Genomic DNA, 21,285 nt, shown 5'->3' with positions numbered 1-21,285 from the left:
GTCAGGAAACCGCCTTGCCCTCCACCAGCCGGCGGATCTCCTCGACGAAATGCGTCTGGAAGGCCGTCAGGAAGCCCTCGTATTCCTCCCGCGTCAGCACGGCGAGATCGGTCTTGCCGATGGTATCGAGGAACGCGCCGGCCCGTCGCGACGCCCAGGTGAAGGCCCGTCGTTCAACGACGTCAAAATCGCGCATGCGCGCCGCCTGTCTGGCCCGGCCCAAGCCGCAGTCGTTGCACACCCAGACCGCCGGCATGCGTCCATCCGGCGCAAAGCCGATGCCGTCGGCCCGCCGCTGGCAGATGCCGCAGGTAGCGAAGTGATGCGAGGCGGGGTATTTCATCACCCCTGCCCCGCAAAAGCCGAGCAAAAACAACTACCCAAAATTGTGATTTCCTTTTGGGAACAGATAAGACATTGTTAACCAATCAACGGAAAGCCGACGTTTTGCCGGCTTTCCAGCTGCCGTCCCCGCCATTCGCCCAACAGTTACCGCAGTAGGGAGGACGACCACTGATTGCACCGGCCACCCAGAGAGCCAAGGCGCGCCTCGAACTCGAGGGGCGATGCCCCATTCCGCTCGCTTTCCGGACCAACGCCTGGTTCCGAAGCGACGGCAGCCTGATCGTCGAAGGCGAGGCTAGCGCCGAAGAGGATCTGGCGCTGATGATCGGCGCCCACGGGCGCATCGATCTGGCCCATCGGGGCATCAGGCTTGGCGTTCGCGTCGCGGCAACCGACCACGAGCGCGGCATCGTCCGCTTTCTCGTCCAACCACGGATGTTCTTGTGATGGACACCCTTCAGGCAATCACACCGAGGCAGGTGATCGAGCATGTTCAGGAACTGGCGACGGCCGATTACGGCCCGATCGGCATCGTGAACTTCGAGTTCATTCCGCTGGCCAATGGCCCGGGCGTCAAGGCCAACTGGGACTTGGCCTTTCGCGTTGCCCCCGCCGACACCGACACCCTGAACTACAGCCGGATACAGACGATCCAGCGCGCCATCGCCGAGGCGCAGGCCGCTTTTCCAAGGGTTCGCTGGCCTTGAGCCCATGCGTCGCTGGCGGCTGGGGCTGATCACGGCGCGCCGCCGATCCGCGCCATCAGCTGGCGCTTGCTCTCCTCGGGCATGGCATAGCCCTGCCCCCAGATGGTCTCGATCCGCACCTGGAATTTGCTGAGCTTACTCCTGATCTTGCAGACGAACACGTCGATGATCTTCGGCTCCGCCTCCGGCGCCACCACGGCGTGAAGGTGCGGCTTGGTGCAGGCGCGCGCCTGCATCAGGCATTGCAACAGCCGCCCCTCGGCCGGGGTGAGGCCGAACGCCACCTTGCAGCTCATCAGAAAATCCGGCCGCGCTTCCAGGCGGATCGGCTTAGTGGTCGGCTGGCGCAGCCGCGAACCGGCCGGCCAGTCGGCCGCCGGCATATCGACGATCACGCCATCCTCCAGCGCCTGCCGCACGATGCCGTGGGCGCTGTCATAAGGGATCTTGAAGGTGCGGCTCAGCGCGCCGATCGGCACGCCCTCATCGGCCAGCCGAACGATGGAATTGCCGACGAAGGTGCCGCGCAACGGGTGGTTCATCGCCGCGCCTCCTTCTCGGCAAGCGCCGCCTCGGCGAGATCGAGCGCCTCGTCGATGGTGAAGGCGCCGAGGCGGTGGCCGTCGTGCGACACGCTGTATTTGGTCGAAAGTTCCAGAAGGCAATAAGGCCGGATGGCTTCGAGCACGCCGGCCGCGGCCTTCAGCGCGGTCATGATGTTGTCGTCGGGCATAGAAGGAGCGGTCATCGTCACGCCTCCGCGCGATGTGGGGTGGGTCTTAACGGTGAAGGTTTGCGTTAGCTGGCCTGGGTCACTGGTCCCACGGCCGGCGGGCGCTGGTCATCTGTCGCGGCGGGGACTTCGGAGCGGCGAGCGCGCGATAGTCCTTGATGATGTTCTGCTCGCCATAGTCGCCGCTGCCTGGCCGGATATCGACGCGGATCGTCACGGGAATGCCGTGCAATTCCTCGCTGTCGGCGATGCCGGACAGGCCGGCGGCGGCGCATAGGCGCGCCAGCATCTCCTGGGCGATGCGCTGCGCCGCGGCATGGGCGTTGACGATGTTGAGCCGCTCGACGACGCGCCGCCGCCGGAAGTCGCCGGCCAGCACCTCGAAGGTGAGCTTCAACATCTCGCCGCTGCCCGAGGCGGTGGACACGACGGCGCTGTCCACCACCTGGGCCTGATAATCCCCCTTGGGCAACAGGCCGAGGGCGACACTCGGTTGCCGGGTGAGCGTTGCCATCGCGATCTCCTTTTCGGCTGACGAACGCGGGAATATGGGGGAGGCATCGCCGGAAAGGTCAGCCTCCCCCGCCCCACGACGAGCCCGTCGGCCGTCGAATTCATGTGTGTTGTGTCGGTCCGCTCAGCCGGGCCAAACTTTCCCCGGCGGGCCGGGAGGAAGCCCGCCGGGGTCGGGCGCGAGGGCCACCTCGAGGCGTTCAAGGGTCTTGAGCGTCATCGAGCCGCCGGCCCTCAGCCGCGCCACGAACTTGCCGTCGTTGACGACGTATCTGCCAAAGGTGCTCTCGGTGATGCCCCGCGCCGCGCAGCGCAGCTCAATGCGGGAGAGTAAATCGGTCATCGGGTTCATGCAGGGATTGTAATGGTCAAAATCCCATCATGTCAATGGGCAGATACCCGTTGACGGGACGGTAAACAATGGGCATAATCCCACTTATGGAACAGACCTGGAAATCACGCCTCGAACTTCTGATGCGCCAGAAGGGCTTCAACATGAAGTCGCTGTCGCTCAAGGCCGAGCTCGGCGAAACCTATGTGCGGGATATCCTGAAGCGCAGCCGCGATCCGGGCGTCGAGAAGATGCGCGCGCTGGCCGACGTTCTGGGCGTCCGGCTCAATGAGATCATGAACGAGCCCTACGCCATCCCGCGCGACGGTGAGGATACGCCCGAACACATCCCGCTCGACGAGGACAACGACAACGGCTGGCAGGAAGGTTGGCAGGCCCGCCTTCCCGGCGGCTCGGCCGAGGTCGACGCGCGGGCCGGCGCCGGCGACGGCTCCTCCGGCCAGGTGCTGACGCTGAGGTCGGGCGGCATCCAGTCGGGCCATCTGGTCACCGGCGAATGGGTGGTGCCGCGCGCCCATCTGGGCGCCAATCCGGCCCGCGTCATCTTCATTCCGGTGATCGGCACGTCCATGCAGCCGATCCTCAACCCGTCCGACGTGGTGGCGGTCGACACCGCCGTCAGCGACGTCAAGGACGCCGAGATCTATGTCATCGACGAGGGCGACGGCCCCTCGGTGAAGCGCCTGCGCCTCAACCACGACGACAACCCGCGCACCGTCGACATCATCTCCGAAAACGCCGCCGTGCCGCCCAAGCGCCGCCCGGCCGAACTGGTGCGCGTCATCGGGCTGGTCATCGGCAAGTGGTCGCGGATGTAGGAGGCGTTTCGGGGGCGCGAGGTCGAGCGACGCACGGCTTTGATACCCTATATGCGCCGCCCGCCCCATCCTGCCGGAGATCCTCTGCCTCACGCAGAGGAAGACAACCTATAAATTTGTTTTTATTATTTAATTTGTCATTCTCCGCGCAGGCAGAGAACCTCAGGCCGAAGGAGGCGGGGCGCTTTTATCACGCGCCCCATTATTGCCCGTGTCAGGCCTTCTTGCCCAGCATCATCGAGCGCAGCGTCGAGTCCTTGTCGATGAAGTGATGCTTCAGCGCGAACAGCATATGCCCGACGACCGTCACCCCCAGCGCCCAGGACAGGAACCAGTGCGTCCACACGAGATAGGGCGTCAATTCCGGGGTCTTCGACACCAGACCAGGGATCGTGAACAGCCCGGCAACCGGGATGGGATAGCCGGCCGAAGAGCTGTTGGCCCAGCCGGACAGGGGAACGGCGACCATCAGGAAATACAGCGCCCCATGCCCGAGATGCGTCAGATGCTCCATGATCTTGGGCATGTCGGCGAGCGCCGGCGGGCGATGGCTGGCCCGCCACAGGAGGCGGGCGACGATCAGGAACAGCGTCGTCGTGGCAATCGACTTGTGCAGGGTGATCGCCCAGATCTTCTGCGCGGTTTCGCCGTCGCTCACCCCATAATGCAGCATGGCACCGCCATAATAGCCGACACCCCAGGCAACAATGATGACAAGCGCCATCAGCCAGTGAAGCAGCTTGGAAAGCGGATTGTAATCTCGGTTGGTGAGCGGGGCTTGCATGGTGTTCCTGTCTGTATGCGGCGGGTTCACTTGGCGCCCGACCAGGGCGCGAAGGTCCCGACGACCTTTTCTGGAGTCTTGCGGACAACGATATGGGTCAGTCCCGTGCTCGCATTGATCCTTGTCAATTATGGCTAGGCCGAAAGTCGGATTCCAGACTAAGGTTGGCAGAGAAATTCGATCCGGCATGCCTGGAACAACCGACCACGGGCGTCGATCAGCTGGCGCTTCGATTGCCCATCAGCCCATCGCGGCGCTAGGGGATGGGCTTTCCACCGCCGAAGCCCACTTAAGATAATGGTCTTTATCCCACTGTATTTGCGCTAGCCCGCGCTCCCGAGTCATTCGGTAGCAACGGGCGGGATGGAGGCACCATTGCTCGACACCGACGCCATCTGGTCCAACCGCCTCGCCGCCTATCCCGATCGCCTGGAAGGGCCGAACCTCCAGAGCGAGAGCGTGGATGTGACAACCCACGTCGAGCTGATCGGCCGGGCCGGCGTGCTGCTGGGCGGCATCGACTGCGTCGTCACCCTTGAGCATGACGGCGACGACTGGGAGATCGCCGCCGTCGCCTACCGCTCGGAATTCGGCGGCCCCGGCCATGATTTCGATGTGCCGCGCCTGCGGTCACGCGCGCCGGACGGCACGCTGGCCGATCTCGCCGAGCGGGAAATCCTCCGCCTCGTCGATGGCCAGTACAACACCCTCGCCGATGCCGCGAGCGCCGAGGCACACAGGCCCTGAGAAGCCAAACAGGCGCAGGCAGGCCGAATGGGCTGCGTCATCTGCGGATCGCCACCGATGCGGCGGGCTCTAAGGGAAGCGGCCGCGTCCGTTCACCTGTCATCGCCGAGGACGCCCTCACTGAGATGCCGGCACAGAAGCCGGAGCGCCGGCGACAGCAGACGTCCCTTGGGAAAATAGACATACCAACCCGGATATGGCTGCGACCAATCCTCCAGCACCATCACCAACTGTCCGGACCGCAGATAAGCCTCAACGGTGCCCTCCGTCACGCAGGCGATGCCACACCCTTCAAGAGCGGCGGCGATCAGCAGATCGGCATCATTGGTGGAAAGCACCCCGGTCTTGCTGAGCACCGTGCTTGCATTGCCGCGCCGAAAATCCCAGGGAAGCACCCTTCCCGACCCCAAGCGAAAATTGAGCCATTGATGGCCATGCAGATCCGCCGGCTCCCGTGGCCGCTCGTGGCGAGAAAGATAACCGGGCGAGGCGACGAGCAGACCGCGAAGAGGCGGAGAGATAGGCAGGCTCTCCATGTCACTACGCAAAGCCTCTCCCAGTCGGATTCCCGCATCGAAACCTTCTGCCACGCTGTCGATGAGCTGATCGTTGATGTCCACTTCGACGCAGATTTCCGGATAGCGCCGCAGAAACGACGGCAGGTGAGGCGCCAGGATCATCTGCGACGCCACGCGCGGAACCGTCAGTCGCACCGTGCCCGACAATGTGCCTGCCTCTTTTGCCACCTCCGCCATCGAAAAGGCGATGGTTGCGAATGCGGGAGCGATCCGGTCGCGCAACTTGGCCCCATCATCCGTCATCGACAGACTTCGCGTCGTGCGGTGAAACAGGCGGGTGCCAAGCCGTTCCTCGAGCGCCCGGATGGTATGGCTGATGGCCGAAGGAGATATGGTCAACTCCTCGGCTGCCCGTCGAAAGCTTCCTAGCCGAGCAACGGCAAGGAATGCCTCAAGTTCTGCATATTCGACACCTCGCATTGATGCACCCTGTTCATCAGACAGCTGAGATATCGGCGCATTGTATATGCCGCGCGATCAATGATCTACCTGTTGGCAGCAGAAAGGATGGGACCATGACGCAAGGTCACGGACGGCTAAGTGGAAAAGTCGCGCTGATAACCGGTGCTGGCAGCGGCATCGGTAAAGCAACGGCCCTCAAGTTCGCCAGCGAGGGAGCCGCGCTGGCACTGATAGGCCGCACCGCCGCCAAACTGGACGGTGTGGCGGAAGAGATCCGGCGGGCCGGCGGCAAAGCGATATCAATTGCGGTGGATGTCTCCGATGAGAGCGCGGTCGAAGCGGCGGTTGATGAGGCCATCGCCACCTTGGGCAGGCTCGATATCGCCTTCAACAATGCCGGTATGCTGGGATCCATGGCGCCGCTGGCGGAGATGCAGTCTTCAGAGTTCGACGCGGTGATCGGCACCAATCTGCGCGGCGTATGGTTGATGGCGCGCGCGGAAGTCAGGGCGATGTTGGCCTCTTCCACTCGTGGTTCCATCATCAATACATCGTCCTTCGTAGCTCGCGCCTCCAGCGCCGGAACGACCGCTTATGCGGCCAGCAAGGCGGGGGTCGATGCCATGATGCGTGCGCTGGCGCTGGAAGTGGGCGGCAATGGCATCCGCGTCAACAACATTGCGCCGGGCGTCATCGAAACCGAGATGTTCAACGGATCGGGCGTGCCGGAGGCGTTCCGGCAGGCGCTCGCCAACCATGCCGCCCTGAAGCGGCTGGGGCGGCCGGACGACATTGCCGAAGCCGCGCTGTGGCTCGCTTCCGATCAAGCCGCTTTCGTCACCGGACAGAGCATTCTGGTCGACGGCGGATTTGCGATACCAGGGCTGCGATGACAACAAAATCGAAAAGCAGCTCCCCGCTGCACATCGAGCGGGGCCACCCCATCGCCCAGCCGGAAATCCTCCGTCTGATCGACGGCCGATAAGCAGGCTTGCCGACGCCGCGGCGCCGCACGCCCCGACCGGTCTCAGACTTTCGGCTGCCGGTACGCCCCACGAAACCGCCCCAATGTCGGGCGATGGTCGGCGCCGAAATCTCTCGGGGCTTCGCCCCGGAAGAAACCGCCCTCGGGGCTTGGCCCCGAAAGACACCGACGGAGACCGACGATGATCGCCATTGCCCGCCCGCTTCTTGTTGCCGCCGGCTTGATACTGCTGCCCGCCGCCGCCTTCGCCGCCGAGCCCGCCCCCTCCACGCTGACACTGTCGGCCGATGGCATCGTTAGCGCCGCCCCCGATACGGCCATCGTCTCGCTCGGCGCGGTTCAGGAAGCCGACACCGCCGACGCGGCGCTCACCGCCAACAACGCGGCGATGAACAAGATGCTGGCCGCCCTGAAGGAAGCCGGCGTCGCCGACAAGGATATCGCCACCTCCGGCTTCACCATCGATCCGGTGATCGTCTATCCGCCGCAGAAGTCCGATGGCACCCAGGAATCGCCGAAGATCACCGGCTACCGCGTGTCCAACGCCGTCACCGTCAAGCTGCGCGACATCGCCAAGGCGGGAGGCCTGCTCGACAAGGTGATCCGCGTCGGCGCCAACGACGTGCGCGGCGTCGGCTTCACCGTCGACAACCAGGATACCCTGATGGACGAAGCGCGCGTCGCTGCCCTGAAGGCGGTGGAAACCCGCGCCGCGCTTTATGCCCAGACCGCCGGCTTCACGCTGAAGCGCATCCTCTCCGTCTCCGAGGGCACCCAGGATCGTCCGCCGATGCCGATGATGATGGCCAAGGCGGCGCCGCAGAGCGACAGCGTCCCGCTGGCCGCCGGTGAGCAGGAGATCCGCGCCACGGTCAACGTCACCTGGGAAATCGAGCCGACCGCGAAGTAAATTCCGCTCCACTGGTGGAGAAAATTTGGCATTTGAGTCCCGGCGGACATAACGCGTCAGCTCAAATGTAATACTCAAAAGCTCATGCCGCTGACGAGAGGCTATTATCCTCTCTCAGCGGTTCTTTTTTGCGTCATCGGCACAGATATTTATAACACAAGGATGATGCAGCCTAAACAAGACCTCAAGATCGCTCCACTCCGGCTCTCGACTCCATCGCCATCTGCTTAGCCACCGGCGAGTTTCAGGCCAGGCTCAGTGAGCCGATCTCATTCAATCAGATCACGCCGCGCTCTAGCGACCCAAGCTACGCCGTCTCGGGACCACTCACGCGATCCTAAAAGCGCCTCACCACTCAGAGTGGGCAAACGGCTCAAATATCAAATCATCCGCTGACGAATGACAAAATCATGATATTGTCATTCGTCAGCGGATGACTATGTTAGGGTGGTTCAGTCCATCAGGAGTTGGCAATGGCTATTGAAACACGTTCGCTCGGAAAGGACGGCCCCGCCGTCTCGGCGCTGGGGCTCGGCTGCATGGGTATGTCCGAGTTCTACGGGCACGCCGATCGCAAGGCATCGCTCGCCACGATCGCCGCGGCGCTCGAATCGGGCATCACCTTGTTTGATACCGGCGACTTCTACGGCATGGGCCACAACGAGATGCTGCTGGCCGAAGGGCTGCGCGGCCAGCGCGATAAGGCGTTCGTTCAGGTCAAATTCGGCCCGCAACGCGGTCCGGATGGCGCGTTCATCGGCATGGACGCTCGACCCGTAGCGGTGAAAACCTCTTTAGCCTACTCCCTCAAGCGCCTGGGAACCGACTACGTCGATCTCTATCAGACTGGCTTGGACCCTGCTGTGCCGATCGAAGACACGATCGGGGCGATCGGAGAGCTGGTCCAGCAAGGTTATGTCCGACACGTGGGCATCACCAACGCCGATGTCGACACCATCCGCCGCGCGCATGACACGCATCCGATCACCGCGCTGCAATTCGAATACAGCGTTATGTCCCGCGATATGGAACAAGAGGTCCTGCCGCTTTGCCGCGCGCTTGGTATCGGGATTACCGCCTACGGTGTCCTAGGCCGAGGTTTGCTGACGGGCAGCAAGGGAAGCGGCGAAGGCGATCTCCGCAAGACCTATTATCCGCGCTTCAAGGACGAGAACCTGTCGCACAACCAGAGGCTTGCCAATGCGCTTGCAACAGTGGCCGAGGGCGAAGGGATCACGGCGGCCCAGGCAGCGATCGGATGGGTCGCAAGTCAGGGACCGGATATCATCCCGCTGGTCGGCGCACGCACGGTCGAACGGCTGATGGAAGCCGTGCGAGCGCCTTTGCGCCTTTCACCGGCGGCCTTGGCGGCGATTGAGAAAGCTGTTCCTGAAGACGCGGTTCAGGGCGATCGCTTCATGGCGCACTGATGACAGCACTCGACACCATGCGGTCGTCTGCGTCATAGCAGAGTGATGGAACAGACCAGCTTGAATGCTGTCGAGATGCGCGCCCGCATCCTCGACACCGCCGAGGCGTTACTACGACGGCACGGGCTTGAAAAGCTCACCGTCGTGGACGTCGCGCGTGTTCTGAATATGAGCCACGGCAACGTCTATCGGCATGTTCCGAGCAAGTCGGCGCTGCGGAGCGAGGTCATTCAGCGCTGGCTTCATCGCGTCGCTGATCAGACCGACGCAATCGCGACAAAGAACGGTCCGGCGGACGCCCGTTTCAGAGAATGGTTGACCGAGCTTGCCGTCATCAAACAGCGCAAGGTCGCCGAAGACGTTGAGATGCTGGCCGCCGCGGTCAAGGTCGTGGAGGAATCGCCTGATGTCCTGGACGACCATTCAGCGCAGTTGACAGCGCAACTCGCGAAGATCCTTGCCGATGGACTGGCGGACCAGACATTGCCCGGTGTTGGCGAACCAACCGCGACAGCCACAGCCGTCCTCAATGCGACGTTTCGCTTTCACCACCCCAATCTGGTCGCGACTGGAGGCGAAGCTCATGAGCAGCTGGCCGCTTTAGGCGAAGTTATCGATCTTATACTTCCAGCGCTAAAGGGACCGAAGCGAATTTAGAGTGCAGTGACAACGACGCATTCATTCACGACGGACAATCCGAGCGTGAATCCAATGATGGCGTCAGGGCATGGCGGAACAAATATAAGCCGCCCTATTCAACCTTCACCGGATCGACCGGTCGGGGGCGACCGCTTTCGTCGATCGCCACATAGGTGAATTCGCCCTCGGTCACCTTCTCGTGCTGGCCTGTGACGAAGCGGCGCACCCAGGCCTCGATGCGGATGTGCATGGAGGTGCGGCCGACGCGGACGATATCGGTGTAGGCGCAGAGGATGTCGCCCACCTTCACCGGCCGGTGGAACACCATGGCGTTGACGGCCACCGTCACCACCCGGCCGCCGCAGCGCTGCACCGCCGCCATGCCGCCGGCCGAATCCATCTGGCTCATCAGCCAGCCACCGAAAATATCGCCGTTGGCGTTGGTGTCGGCCGGCATGGCGATGGTGCGGATGGTGAGTTCGCCGTGCGGCTCTTCCGACATGATGCGGTGGATCCCGACCTGTGACAGTTGGCAAGTGCCAAGGTCTTAAGCCAAAGCGCCTGTGCTATGCAACCAGCGCTCACGCCGGCTCATTGCGCCTCGCCGCTCTCCGATAGAAGCCGCGCCGCGCCCCACAGCGCCGTCCGGAAGGCATCGTCGAAGCTGACGCCGCGCACCGACCAGCGGTGCACCGCCCCGCCCTGTTCCAGCGCCCAGTTCGCGATCCAGCCGTGATCGGCATCGCTCCAGATGAGCCGGCCGACCAGCGGCAGATCGCCGCCCGCCGCCTCGGCCGCCACCTTCAGCTCAGGCGAGGCCGGATCGAGATCGGTCGCGCCGAGGTTGAGCGCCGCCGTCTCCGGCGGGAACACCGCGTCGAGGGCGATCAGGTTGGACGCGTTGCCGAACGATTGGCGCATGGCGAGATCGCGCTGGTTGTTGGCCGCCACCGTGTAGCGGGCAGCCGGCTTCTCGACATCCAGGAACACGGCGATCACCGGCCGGCGCATCAGCCAGGGATGGCCGCCGAGGTCGCCGATCAGCTTGTCGAGCGGCGCCGTCTTGAAGCGGCAGGTGAGATTGTGCGGCCGGTCGTAGGTGCCCTGTTCGTCGTGAACGGGCCGCCCTTCCAGCCGGTCGCGGTAGGAATAGGCGGCCACATAATCCGCCGCCCTGGCCATCGCCGCCTTGGCGTCCGGCTTGCCGGCAAGCTCGACATCGCCGGTGACGCGCGTCAGTACCCGTTCGAGGCAGATGCCGAAACCGGTCAGGCGGTTGGCGTCGCCCTGGCCGCTCACCACCACCTGGGAGGTATAGATATCGCTCGGCTCGAAGGCGGCGGCGGGGCTGGCAACCACACCCCAAAGCGCCAGAGCCATTGGCGGGAAATGAATGCGTCGCATGGTTCCCCTCGTTATGGTCGGCCTATGCAGTGCAAAAACACGGCTGGGGTATTAAGTAACCCCATAAGAGGTTACACAATGCAGCAACGACGATCAATGGACGAGGTACCGGCCTATTTCTCCGAGCTGGGGCGACTCAGGATGCTGGGGGACGACGCCGCGCTGGATTTTGCCAACACCCGCCACTGGCGCGACGGCCGCGAGATCGACTTCCTCACCGGATATCCGGCGCTGCTCGGGTGGGCCGTTGTCGCCCGGCTGCTGTCTCAAGACGAGCACGACCGCCTGAAGGCAGCGGAAGGCGACATGCCGCTGCGGGCGGCCGACGTGTTCTCGGCCGCCATCCGTCTCCGGGACATCTGGAAGATCTATCTCGCCGAGGCAACGCGCACGGAACTGCCGAGCGCGCCGCTCGATCAGCCGCTCGAAGCCTTGCGCCGGATGGTGACCAAGGCGCTCGGCAGCCCGGGGCTGGCGATCGCCGGCTTGCCGACGGATGCGCTGAGCGGCGCCGAAATGGCCCTGCCGCTCGCGCGGGCCGCGCTGGCCATCGGCGCCTTCCTGGCCCTGCCGCACGCTGGCACGCTACGCATGTGCGAAGCCGATCCCTGCGGCGGTGTCTTCCTCGACACTAGCCGGTCGCAGAAACGGCGCTGGTGCGCCATGGATTCCTGCGGCAACCGCGTCAAGGCGCAGCGCCATCGCCTCCGCATGAAGGCGGAAGCGGTCGAGCCTCCGAAGAGCAAAGGCTAGGGACTGCTCGGAATTCGTATCCAGGAGCGGCTGGCACGGCTTTCGAGAACCGGAGCAGAGCGGACACTAAAGTCCGTGAGCACCGGAAGCGCAGAAAGTCGAGCCCGTAGCATTCGCCGGCCAGTTTCTGGCCGTCGAATGCTCCAGAGTTTTTAGCTGGGGCAGCCGCTTATCGATCAGGCTGAATCAACCTGATCGGCGGATGCCCGACGGCCACCGGAGTAGAATTCCCAGGCAGTCTCTCAGTCGAAGATGGACTTGCCCAACTGATCGACGATCAGCCGGCCTTTTTCGAAGGCCACGTCCTTGGCCTGGTCGGCGTCGGAGAACTTGTCGGCACGAATGAAGCGATGCTCGCGCGTGACGCCGTTCTCTTCCAGGCTTACCACACCGCACAGCTGCCACTGTCCATCAGCCTTGAACGGCGTCGCGGCGATCTTGAAGCCCTTGTAGTCCTGTGTCTCGGCCGGCTTTTCCGCCGCCGGCGCGCTATCACCGAGGCCGAACAGCTTTTTCAGGAACGACATGGACTTACCTCCTTGTTGACATGCCCCAGCATTAAAGCCGGCAAGGAGCGAGGGCAAGGCAAACGGCGCCACTCACCTTTCAGAGCCTGACTCGAAATTCGCTGGGCTGAGGCAGATGGCGATGGTTTCGAGAACCGAAGCGGAGCGGGCTTAAGGCCCGTGAGCATCGGAAGCGCAGAAATCGAAGCTCAGGCATCCGCCCGAAAAGTTGCAGACTTTTCGGGCCAAGCGGATGCCCAGGATGCCCGGCCCAGTAGAGTTTCGGGTCAGGCTCTCAGCGGTTAAGGTATTCGCACGCCGGACATATTCGGCAGTTGCCGAGGCCGGGCAGCGCGCGGACAGTCCAGACGCCCCACCTACACCTAAAAGGTGCATTCCACCGGAGCCTTCTCGCCCTGTGATCTGGAGTTCCGAACGCCGGAAGGCCGCCCCCTCTCATTCGATGGATCGGTCCCGATCCGCAGGAAAGCCGGCCCTGCCAGGCGCAGCGGTCGGACATTCGCGCCGGGCTGGCTGGCTAAGGCCAGATATTGTCTAAAGTTTTCGGCAAGTTTGATCGATGATCAGACCTGTGAATTTACACCAGCAATTGCACACATCCGATTGAGAAGGGATTCTTAAATAATTCTCTTTAAACAACAAAGTACAGTGAGGAACACGCGCCATGAATACACTGTATGTCACCAGGGGGTCGGGAAACTGCCAAAAGCCGTTTCTTGCCTTCAGCCAGATGAAGACACCGGTCCGCCTCATCGAAGTCGATGTTCTGAGTGGCGCGACGAAAAGCGAAGCCTTTCGGGCTCTCAATCCGCTTGGCGTCGTCCCTTATCTGGTCTCCGACGATGGCGGCGGTGTCCGAGAATCCAACGCCATGCTCTGGCTGATCTGCGACGGATCGGCGCTGATGCCAGAGACGGCGCTGGAGCGTGCCCTCAGCCTGCAATGGATGTTCTTCGAGCAAGCGCGGCTCGAGCCCTTCATCTCGCCCGCCCGTTTTCTGACCTTCATCGCCCCGGATCGTGGCGTTGGGCGTGAAGCCGATATCGAGGGCTGGCGCCGCAAAGCGCGCGAAGGCCTCGCCATCCTGAACGGGCATCTGGCGGACCGCGACTTCATGCTGGGTCCGCGCTACGGCATCACCGACATCGCCCTGTTCGGCTACGTCCATATCGCCCACGAGGCGGGCATCGACATGGCGGCGTTTCCCGCCATCTCGGCCTGGATCGAGCGGGTCGGGACGACGCCGAACTTCGCGCCGCTTTCCGCCTTGCACCTCAAGGCCGCGCCGTTTTCGGCTGGCTTGCCCCTCTCGACCCCAGGAGAGTGAGCTGGACTCCGACGCCCTAGATCCCAACGTATGGACGCTCGCTGTCTCCGGTATCGTCGACCGGCTGCAGGCGGCCGTGTGGATTTTCGATTTTGATTCCTGCCGGGTTGTCTGGGCCAACCCGCCGGCCCTGCAGGTCTGGTCGGCGGAGACGGTCGAGGAACTGCGCGCCCGCGATCTCAAGACCGACATGTCACCGGCCGTTGCCCGGCGGCTTCGCCAATACCGGACCGACTTTGTCGAGCGCGATGTGGTGTTCACCGAGATGTGGACGCTCTATCCCAAGGGCGTGCCGCGCCCCATGCACGTGCGGTTTCGCCGGGTAACCCTTGGCGATGGCCGCATCGGCATGTTGTGCGAGGGCAATGAGGAAACGGCTCGGCAGCCGGAAGCCGTTCGCAGTGCCGATGCGCTCCTGCATACGCAGCTGATGATTTCGCTGCATGCCAGCAACGGGCAGACGCTCTACAGCAATCCGGCCGCCCGCACGGCGTTCGAAACCAATCACCGCAACCTTCGAGCGCGCTTTGTCGACGCCGACGATTTCAATCGGCTGGTGGCGGCGGTGGAGCGCGATGGCGAGACCAGCCTGATCACCGAAGTCCATACGACCCGGGGTATCCGCTGGCACGAGCTGACGGCCCGGTCCTGTCACGACCCGGCATCCGGCCTGCCGTCCCTGCTGGTCAGCGAGACGGATGTCAGCGGCCTCAAGGAAGCGGAAGCGCTGGCCCGCATGCGCGCCGATCACGACTCGCTGACCTTGCTGCCAAACCGCATGGCGCTGCCGGGGCGGTTCGAGCGCTTGGTCCGCAAGGCGCGGCGGCTGGGGGCAAGGATCGGCGTGCTGTTCATCGATCTCGACCAGTTCAAGGAGGTCAACGACACGCTGGGGCATGAGCAGGGCGACGCCATTCTGACGGAAGTGGCGCGGCGGCTGTCCTCGCTTTGCGATCCCGACGATTGCGCTTTCCGCCTGGGGGGCGACGAGTTCCTCGTGATCGCGCTCGCCAAGGATGACGAGCCGGATCGCATAGCGCGGCTTGCCGATGATATCCTCCGGCAACTGTCGGTCCCGGCCCATCTTGAGCGGAGAAGACTGACCGTTACGCCGAGCATCGGCATCGCCTATTTCCCCGAGCATGGCCAGGACGCGCAAACGCTGATGCAGCGAGCAGACCTCGCCATGTATGCCGCCAAGGCGGCCGGCCGGAACCAATATTGCCTGTTCGACGAAAGCATCCAGACGACGCGCGACGAAGAACTGAACCTTCTCGGCGATATCCGTGGCGGTCTGGAACGAGACGAATTCGAAGCCTTCTTCCAGCCGCGCGTCTGCGCGCAAAGCCACAAGATCGTCTGCGTGGAGGCCCTGGCCCGCTGGAGGCATCCCGAGCGTGGCCTCCTGATGCCCGCGCAGTTCATTCCGCTCGCCGAGACAGCCGGCTTGATCGGAGCGCTGGGCCTGTCGATCCTCAAGCAATCCCTGTCGTGCCAGCGCGCGTGGGCCAAGGCCGGCCTTCCTATCAACGTATCGGTCAACGTGTCGCTGCGTCAGCTGGGCGAAGCGGAGTTCGGCACGATTCTGGCGCAGCTCGTTGAAGACTATGGCTGTTCCCAAGGGCAGCTCGAACTTGAGATTACCGAGACACTGCTGCTCGAACATAACCCCCAGGTCGCCGCCAATCTCGCCATCGCCCGATCGCTCGGCGTGCGCATTGCGATCGACGATTTTGGCACCGGCTATTCCAACCTCGCCCGGCTCGCCGAAATCCGGGTCGATTGCATCAAGATCGACCGCAGTCTGATTTCAGGCCTGCCGAAAAACGAGCCGCTGGTCAAAATGGTCATCGCCATGTGCCGCCTGATGCAGGTGACCATTGTCGCCGAAGGTCTGGAGACCGAAGAGGCCGCCGACTGGGCCTCCCGCAACGGCTGCCATGAATTGCAGGGCTACCTGTTCGGCAAGCCTATGCCCACCGATCAGATCGAGGCGGCCCTGCGCGCGGTGACGGACGCCAGGCCCGTCCTAAGCCTTCGCGCATAACCGCTCTCCTCCCTATCTTGCGACCGTTTCAAGGGCGGCACACGGTGCCCATCGCCAACGCGGGCAGTGCGCGCCGCCGGCCTAGCTGGACCGACAAGCGAAGTCTTCGCCTGCCATATCGCGCCATCGGCACGGATGGATCGCATAGTCGAAAGCTTTTATGGCCAACCGGCCAGCAAAATGAGTAAGCAGCCCAGCGATCTATACGCATTTTCCCAGAGATCACTCGACGACATACGACGGTAATCCGACCAACATTCGATTTATTCTAATGTAAAACTTTGTATCTACAAGAACGATTGAATTAAAACGCTTCTAAAATGCAGTTTTATCGTTGACTGGATCCCCCATTCCGGCAAAAGTTGACTCTTGGTATCCGGATTAACCCGGATGTCCGAAAATCACAATGTCTGGATTTTAATGGGGGGCTCCGTGCCTAGAGCCATGAGAAACAACAAGCCACGATCAGTTGGGCCTGACCGTGGCCTCGCCATCCTGCTTTCCGGAGCGAGTCTCGTCGTGATCGCCACGTTGGCCGCGACGCCGGCGATCGCCCAGTCTTCCGGTAATCAGTCTTCGACCGACCTGGAACCGATCGTTGTGCAAACGGGAACGGGAGACAATCCGGCAACGTCAATCGTCTCCAACTCGTCCCAGAGCACGACCAAGAGCGACACGCCTATCCTGAAGAGCTCCAACTCGGTGTCCGTCGTCACGCAAAAGGAGATCGAGACGCGCAAGGCGCAGTCGGTGCAGGCGATCGTCTCCTATACGTCGGGCGTGTCGGTCGACGAATTCGGCTCCGACGATCGCTACGACTACTACCGCATTCGCGGCTTCGACCAGACCTCGCTCGGCACCTACCGCGACGGTCTGGCGGCGCGCGTTCCCGCCTGGTTCACCGCCGCGCGGCTCGAACCTTACGGGCTTGAGAAGGTCGAAGTGCTGAAAGGCTCGACCTCGACGCTGTTTGGCTTGAACGGCCCCGGCGGCCTGATCAACGCCGTCACCAAGAAGCCGACCAAGACGCCGTTCGGCGAGGTCTACACCACCATCGGAACCGACGGCCACTATGAAACCGGCGTCGATTTCGGCGGAGCGCTTTCGCCCGACAGTCCCTGGGCCTACCGCATCACCGCCAAGGGCCAGAAGGCCGACGGCAGCTACGATTACTCCAAGGACGATCGCCTCTATATCGCGCCGGCCCTGACCTACAGCCCGGATGCCACCACTAGCCTCACCCTCCTCACCAATTATTCCAAGCGCGACGGCTCACCGGCACGCGGCATTCCCCATGGCGCCAACATCGACATCGACACTTTCCTGGGCGAGCCTGATTACAACAAGTTCGACACCACCCAGGCCGATGTCGGCTACGAGTTCATGCACCGCTTCGACAATGGCCTGACCTTCCGCCAGAACGCCCGCTATTCGCACATCGGTCTGGACTACAAGGAGGTCTACGGCGCATCCGCCACCGACCCCACCGCCGACCGCACGTCCTTCGGCGTCGACGGCAATTCCAACCGCTTCGCCATCGACAACCAGCTACAATACGACCACACCATCGGCAGCGCCCAGAACAAGCTGCTCGTCGGCACCGATTTCACTTATGACAACACCAGGGAAAACGTCGTCTACGGCACGGCCGGCCCGATCGATATCTACAACCCGACCTATTGCGGCCTCTCCTGCGTCAACCCGGCCCCTTACGTGAACTGGCACGTCAAGCAGAGCGCGGCCGGCGTTTATCTCCAGGACGAGCTGACGCTGTTCGACAAGCTGACGCTGACCGGCGGCCTGCGCTACGACTATGTCGACAGCACTGCCGACTATCTCGACAAGGGCACCAGCGACCACAGCACCGAAAATGCCCTGACCAAGCGGCTCGGCGCCAGCTACCTGCTCACGCCTGAACTGTCGGCCTACGCCAACTATTCGGAATCTTTCCAGCCGCTCGTCGCCCCAAGCGCCAACGGCTACGCAGTGGGCGGATCGCTGAAGGCCCAGGAAGGCACCCAGTACGAGGTTGGCCTGAAGTTCAAGCCGGAGGATTTCAAGGGCCTGTTCACGCTGGCCTACTTCGACCTCACCCAGACCAATGTGCCCTCATGGAACGGCGACCGCACGGTGCAGAAGCAGATCGGCGAGGTCCGCGTGCGCGGTGTCGAGCTGGAAGGCAAGTTCGAGCTTCTCGATCGGCTCAACGCCACGTTGGCCTATTCCTATTGGGATGGCGAGATCACCGGCGACGGCGACGGCAGCCTGATCGGCAACACGCCCGAGCGCGTGCCGCATCACATCGCCTCGGCCTGGCTCGACTATACGATCCCCGGCAACGGCACCTTCGGCGATCTGACGCTCGGCGCCGGCGCTCGCTATGTCGGATCGACCTATGGCGACGCCGCCAACACGGTGAAGGTGGCCTCGCATATCGTCTTCGATGCCATGGCCGCCTACAAGGTGACCGACAACGTCACGCTCCAGGTCAACGCCACCAACATCTTCGACGAGCAGTACGTGTCCACCAGCTACTACGGTACCGACTATTACGGCGATGGACGCGCCGTTTTCGGCACCCTGAAATACACCTGGTGAGATGACGGCCGCGTTGAATGGAAACTCATCCGGCGCGGATCCCTCGGATCCGCGCCGGATGGATGACCTGTTGGCCCGCGCCGAACCGGCGCTGGCCGGCTACCTCACGGGCAAGCTGCGCCTTGACGCCCCACCGGGCGACGAGGTGATGGACTGCCGGGACCTCTTCACCACCAGCGGCTTTGACAGCACCATCGCCCGTCTGGCCGCCCGATATCCCGACACCGATCGCCGTGCCGTGGTGTCGCTATGGTCGCTCTATTATTTCTCTACCCTCACCATCGCCCCCGTAGTCCTGTGGCGGCGGCTCGGTCTTGTCCTGCCGCTGGCGCTTGAGGAGACGTCGCTGGTCGCCACCCCGGAGTCGGGGATGGCCAAGGCCTTTGTCCTTGCCGGCACCGGCAACATCGTCCCGGGGCTTCCGATCACCGCGGCGCTCGCCCCGATGATCGAGGGTCACCTCCGACCGGCCATCGACTTCCTGAGCGGACACTGCCGCCTGTCGCCGCGCCTCCTATGGTGCAACGCCGCCGGCTACCTCAATTGGATCGTCCGCGAACTCGACCCCGGCAACGACGAGGCCGAGGGCCTGGCGCTGTTTGCCAAAACGCTTCCCGACGGTTCGGACAATCCCTTGCACGGGCTGATCAAGCCCCTGCCGAACGCCGACGGCAACGCCGTGCTGACGCAGCGCAAGGTCTGCTGCCTGCGTTACATGGTGCCGGGCGTCGGCGGCTGTGGCGAGGCCTGCCCGCTACCGCTGGGCCGGCAATAGCTCAAAGGCGATTTTGAGGTCGCCAGAACACTGGCCCCATCAGCGCCGTGAGGACTACGGCGCCAAAGGCAACTCGAAACTGCGCTTCAGCGTTTCCATGGGAACATCCGTCTTGACGTTCAGCACGCTCGGAATCCGCGTCAGGTGGTCGGCCTGAAAGCGCCAATAGCTATGAAGATCGGCGGTGACGATGCGCAGCACGGCATCACACTCTCCTGTCGTCAGGTAGCACTCCATGACTTCCGGGAACCGCCTGATGGCTTCGGCGAATTGCAGAGTAACCTCGGCATCCTGCGTCTTGAACCAGACGCGGGCAAATACCGTCAGCCCCGCGCCCACCTTTGTCGGATCGAGAACGGCAACGTAGCGGTCAATGATACCCGCCTCTTCCAGCAGCCGGACACGGCGTAGGCACGGTGAAGCAGAGAGCCCCACTTCTTTCGCCAAATCGATATTGGAAATGCGCCCTTCCCGCTGAAGGACCCTCAGGATATGTCGATCAATCCCATCCAAAATCACAGACACAATATAGCTCCATAATGCCGTAGCTTGGCATAATATTCCAATTTAACTCACATTATTGAATTCTTTGCAAGCTCATTGCGCATAGGTTGGCCTATCGTTTCAGGCATTCAATCCGGAGACGAAGGTCGATGCCCCAAAAGATAGAGAAAATCGTGCTGTCCTATTCGGGAGGTCTGGACACCTCCATCATCCTCAAATGGTTGCAGCAAACCTATCAATGCGAGGTCGTGACCTTCACGGCCGATCTCGGACAGAGCGATGAGTTGGAACAAGCGCGTCAAAAGGCCGAGACGCTTGGCGTTAAAGACATTCGCATCGTCGATGTCCGTGAAGAGTTCGTCCGGGACTTTGTCTTCCCGATGTTCCGGGCGAACGCGCTCTATGAGGGGCAATATCTGCTTGGCTCGTCCATCGCTCGCCCGCTGATCGCCAAACATCTCGTCGGCATAGCCAGAGAGGTTGGCGCCGATGCCATCGCCCATGGCGCCACCGGCAAGGGCAACGACCAGGTTCGCTTTGAATTGGCGACCAATGCGCTCGATCCGTCGCTCAGGATCATTGCCCCCTGGCGCGAGTGGAGCATCCAGTCGCGCACGGAACTCATCGAATACGCCCGGATGCATCAGATTCCGGTGCCCAAGGATAAGCGGGGAGAGGCTCCGTTCTCCATCGACGCCAATCTCCTGCATACGTCGACGGAGGGCAAGGTTCTGGAAAATCCGGCCGAGATCGCGCCCGCCTATATCTATCAGCGCACGGTCGATCCCGTGGATGCGCCCAATGAGCCGGAAATCGTGGTCGTCGGCTTTGAGAAGGGAGATGCGATCTCCCTGAACGGCGAGGCGATGACACCCGCCGCCCTCCTCACAGCGCTCAATAAGTTGGGCGGCAAGCACGGCATTGGACGGGTCGACCTCGTTGAAAACCGCTTTGTCGGCATCAAGTCGCGCGGGGTCTACGAGACGCCGGGCGGCACGATCCTGCTGGCCGCTCATCGCGGCATCGAATCCATAACCCTGGATCGGGCCGCCGCTCACTTGAAGGACGAGATCATGCCGCGTTACGCCGCGTTGATCTACAACGGCTTCTGGTACTCCCCCGAGCGGGAAATGCTGCAGGCCCTGATCGATCACAGCCAGACTTACGTCAGCGGCGAGGTCACGGTGAAGCTCTACAAGGGATCGGCCAATGTGATCGCCCGCGTCTCAGCCCATTCGCTCTATTCGCTGGACCTTGTCACGTTCGAAGAGGGTTCGGGCACATACGACCATCACGACGCCGAAGGCTTCATCAAACTCAACGGGCTGCGCCTCAAAAACTGGGCGGCCCGCAATGGCAAAAGCCAGAGCCTGCTTGGATCGGAGCTTATGTCGACGTTCTGATCCG

The 21,285-nt window shown here is 62.7% G+C and carries 25 protein-coding genes; 13 read left to right on the top strand and 12 right to left on the bottom strand.

Features of this window, described 5'->3' with window-relative positions:
• Nucleotide 1 precedes the first annotated feature (1 nt).
• Both AB6N07_RS06970 and AB6N07_RS06965 read right to left on the bottom strand, forming a co-directional pair.
• Nucleotides 2–343, bottom strand: coding sequence for a DUF6511 domain-containing protein (locus AB6N07_RS06970; protein WP_370677079.1), 342 nt, complete (start codon nucleotides 341–343; stop codon nucleotides 2–4).
• Nucleotides 344–489: 146 nt separating this feature from the next.
• Nucleotides 490–774 carry a hypothetical protein gene (locus AB6N07_RS06965; protein ID WP_370677078.1) on the bottom strand — a complete coding sequence of 95 codons (285 nt, stop codon included), beginning with the start codon at nucleotides 772–774 and terminating at the stop codon, nucleotides 490–492.
• 17 nt (nucleotides 775–791) lie between these two features.
• Here AB6N07_RS06965 and AB6N07_RS06960 point away from each other — a divergent pair, with 17 nt between their 5' ends.
• The gene (locus AB6N07_RS06960) at nucleotides 792–1,052 is read left to right on the top strand and encodes a hypothetical protein (protein ID WP_370677077.1); all 261 of its coding nucleotides are present in this window, start codon (nucleotides 792–794) and stop codon (nucleotides 1,050–1,052) included.
• 29 nt (nucleotides 1,053–1,081) lie between these two features.
• Here AB6N07_RS06960 and AB6N07_RS06955 read toward each other — a convergent pair whose 3' ends face one another.
• From AB6N07_RS06955 to AB6N07_RS06940, 4 genes are all read right to left on the bottom strand, one after another.
• On the bottom strand, nucleotides 1,082–1,594 hold the full coding sequence (locus AB6N07_RS06955) for a helix-turn-helix domain-containing protein (RefSeq protein ID WP_370677076.1): 513 nt from the start codon (nucleotides 1,592–1,594) through the stop codon (nucleotides 1,082–1,084).
• Entirely contained in the window at nucleotides 1,591–1,800 is a 210-nt protein-coding gene (locus tag AB6N07_RS06950) for a hypothetical protein (protein ID WP_370677075.1), read from the bottom strand. Before AB6N07_RS06950 ends, AB6N07_RS06955 begins: the two co-directional genes overlap by 4 nt.
• Before the next feature lie 64 nt (nucleotides 1,801–1,864).
• On the bottom strand, nucleotides 1,865–2,299 hold the full coding sequence (locus AB6N07_RS06945) for a DUF669 domain-containing protein (RefSeq protein ID WP_370677074.1): 435 nt from the start codon (nucleotides 2,297–2,299) through the stop codon (nucleotides 1,865–1,867).
• A 123-nt stretch (nucleotides 2,300–2,422) separates the two neighbouring features.
• Nucleotides 2,423–2,641 (bottom strand): hypothetical protein, encoded by a 219-nt coding sequence (locus tag AB6N07_RS06940; protein ID WP_370677073.1) that lies wholly within the window; start codon nucleotides 2,639–2,641, stop codon nucleotides 2,423–2,425.
• 77 nt (nucleotides 2,642–2,718) lie between these two features.
• On the opposite strand from AB6N07_RS06940, the gene AB6N07_RS06935 reads away from it, so the two are divergent.
• A complete protein-coding gene (locus AB6N07_RS06935) occupies nucleotides 2,719–3,468 on the top strand; it encodes a S24 family peptidase (RefSeq protein ID WP_370677072.1) in 750 nt (249 codons plus the stop codon).
• Between the two features lie 214 nt (nucleotides 3,469–3,682).
• Here the strand turns inward: AB6N07_RS06935 and AB6N07_RS06930 are convergent, their stop codons facing one another.
• A complete protein-coding gene (locus tag AB6N07_RS06930; protein ID WP_370677071.1) occupies nucleotides 3,683–4,252 on the bottom strand; it encodes a cytochrome b in 570 nt (189 codons plus the stop codon).
• A gap of 375 nt (nucleotides 4,253–4,627) precedes the next feature.
• On the opposite strand from AB6N07_RS06930, the gene AB6N07_RS06925 reads away from it, so the two are divergent.
• Nucleotides 4,628–4,999 (top strand): hypothetical protein, encoded by a 372-nt coding sequence (locus AB6N07_RS06925; protein ID WP_370677070.1) that lies wholly within the window; start codon nucleotides 4,628–4,630, stop codon nucleotides 4,997–4,999.
• A gap of 92 nt (nucleotides 5,000–5,091) precedes the next feature.
• Here AB6N07_RS06925 and AB6N07_RS06920 read toward each other — a convergent pair whose 3' ends face one another.
• Entirely contained in the window at nucleotides 5,092–5,916 is an 825-nt protein-coding gene (locus tag AB6N07_RS06920; protein ID WP_370677069.1) for a LysR family transcriptional regulator, read from the bottom strand.
• A 47-nt stretch (nucleotides 5,917–5,963) separates the two neighbouring features.
• Here AB6N07_RS06920 and AB6N07_RS06915 point away from each other — a divergent pair, with 47 nt between their 5' ends.
• The 4 genes from AB6N07_RS06915 (at nucleotide 5,964) to AB6N07_RS06900 (ending at nucleotide 9,961) form a co-directional block, all read left to right on the top strand.
• Nucleotides 5,964–6,872, top strand: coding sequence for an SDR family NAD(P)-dependent oxidoreductase (locus tag AB6N07_RS06915; protein ID WP_370677068.1), 909 nt, complete (start codon nucleotides 5,964–5,966; stop codon nucleotides 6,870–6,872).
• Between the two features lie 273 nt (nucleotides 6,873–7,145).
• On the top strand, nucleotides 7,146–7,874 hold the full coding sequence (locus AB6N07_RS06910; protein WP_370677067.1) for an SIMPL domain-containing protein: 729 nt from the start codon (nucleotides 7,146–7,148) through the stop codon (nucleotides 7,872–7,874).
• A gap of 479 nt (nucleotides 7,875–8,353) precedes the next feature.
• Nucleotides 8,354–9,304, top strand: a complete 951-nt coding sequence (locus tag AB6N07_RS06905) for an aldo/keto reductase (protein ID WP_370678201.1) — start codon at nucleotides 8,354–8,356, stop codon at nucleotides 9,302–9,304.
• A 45-nt stretch (nucleotides 9,305–9,349) separates the two neighbouring features.
• The gene (locus tag AB6N07_RS06900) at nucleotides 9,350–9,961 is read left to right on the top strand and encodes a TetR/AcrR family transcriptional regulator (RefSeq protein ID WP_370677066.1); all 612 of its coding nucleotides are present in this window, start codon (nucleotides 9,350–9,352) and stop codon (nucleotides 9,959–9,961) included.
• Nucleotides 9,962–10,055: 94 nt separating this feature from the next.
• Here the strand turns inward: AB6N07_RS06900 and AB6N07_RS06895 are convergent, their stop codons facing one another.
• Both AB6N07_RS06895 and AB6N07_RS06890 read right to left on the bottom strand, forming a co-directional pair.
• Nucleotides 10,056–10,445: an acyl-CoA thioesterase gene (locus tag AB6N07_RS06895; protein ID WP_370677065.1), complete on the bottom strand. Its 390-nt coding sequence runs from the start codon at nucleotides 10,443–10,445 to the stop codon at nucleotides 10,056–10,058.
• Between the two features lie 89 nt (nucleotides 10,446–10,534).
• Nucleotides 10,535–11,347: a DUF2066 domain-containing protein gene (locus AB6N07_RS06890; protein ID WP_370677064.1), complete on the bottom strand. Its 813-nt coding sequence runs from the start codon at nucleotides 11,345–11,347 to the stop codon at nucleotides 10,535–10,537.
• Nucleotides 11,348–11,425: 78 nt separating this feature from the next.
• Between AB6N07_RS06890 and AB6N07_RS06885 the strand changes: the two genes are divergently transcribed.
• Complete coding sequence (locus tag AB6N07_RS06885) at nucleotides 11,426–12,100, top strand: CGNR zinc finger domain-containing protein (RefSeq protein WP_370677063.1); 675 nt, start codon at nucleotides 11,426–11,428, stop codon at nucleotides 12,098–12,100.
• Nucleotides 12,101–12,342: 242 nt separating this feature from the next.
• Here AB6N07_RS06885 and AB6N07_RS06880 read toward each other — a convergent pair whose 3' ends face one another.
• Nucleotides 12,343–12,627, bottom strand: coding sequence for an HlyU family transcriptional regulator (locus AB6N07_RS06880; protein ID WP_370677062.1), 285 nt, complete (start codon nucleotides 12,625–12,627; stop codon nucleotides 12,343–12,345).
• Between the two features lie 664 nt (nucleotides 12,628–13,291).
• Between AB6N07_RS06880 and AB6N07_RS06875 the strand changes: the two genes are divergently transcribed.
• From AB6N07_RS06875 to fhuF, 4 genes are all read left to right on the top strand, one after another.
• The gene (locus AB6N07_RS06875) at nucleotides 13,292–13,954 is read left to right on the top strand and encodes a glutathione S-transferase family protein (protein ID WP_370677061.1); all 663 of its coding nucleotides are present in this window, start codon (nucleotides 13,292–13,294) and stop codon (nucleotides 13,952–13,954) included.
• 76 nt (nucleotides 13,955–14,030) lie between these two features.
• A complete protein-coding gene (locus AB6N07_RS06870) occupies nucleotides 14,031–16,001 on the top strand; it encodes a putative bifunctional diguanylate cyclase/phosphodiesterase (RefSeq protein ID WP_370677060.1) in 1,971 nt (656 codons plus the stop codon).
• Between the two features lie 444 nt (nucleotides 16,002–16,445).
• Entirely contained in the window at nucleotides 16,446–18,599 is a 2,154-nt protein-coding gene (locus tag AB6N07_RS06865) for a TonB-dependent siderophore receptor (RefSeq protein ID WP_370677059.1), read from the top strand.
• A gap of 58 nt (nucleotides 18,600–18,657) precedes the next feature.
• Nucleotides 18,658–19,374 (top strand): siderophore-iron reductase FhuF, encoded by a 717-nt coding sequence (fhuF, locus tag AB6N07_RS06860; protein WP_370677058.1) that lies wholly within the window; start codon nucleotides 18,658–18,660, stop codon nucleotides 19,372–19,374.
• A 54-nt stretch (nucleotides 19,375–19,428) separates the two neighbouring features.
• Here fhuF and AB6N07_RS06855 read toward each other — a convergent pair whose 3' ends face one another.
• Complete coding sequence (locus tag AB6N07_RS06855) at nucleotides 19,429–19,899, bottom strand: Lrp/AsnC family transcriptional regulator (protein ID WP_370677057.1); 471 nt, start codon at nucleotides 19,897–19,899, stop codon at nucleotides 19,429–19,431.
• A 128-nt stretch (nucleotides 19,900–20,027) separates the two neighbouring features.
• Here AB6N07_RS06855 and AB6N07_RS06850 point away from each other — a divergent pair, with 128 nt between their 5' ends.
• The gene (locus AB6N07_RS06850) at nucleotides 20,028–21,281 is read left to right on the top strand and encodes an argininosuccinate synthase (RefSeq protein WP_370677056.1); all 1,254 of its coding nucleotides are present in this window, start codon (nucleotides 20,028–20,030) and stop codon (nucleotides 21,279–21,281) included.
• Nucleotides 21,282–21,285 lie beyond the last annotated feature (4 nt).

The sequence above is a fragment of the Pleomorphomonas sp. PLEO genome (genome assembly GCF_041320595.1).
Taxonomy (GTDB): Bacteria; Pseudomonadota; Alphaproteobacteria; order Rhizobiales; family Pleomorphomonadaceae; genus Pleomorphomonas.
Note: the sequence above shows the minus strand (reverse complement) of the source record. Positions and strands in the feature narration are given on the sequence as shown.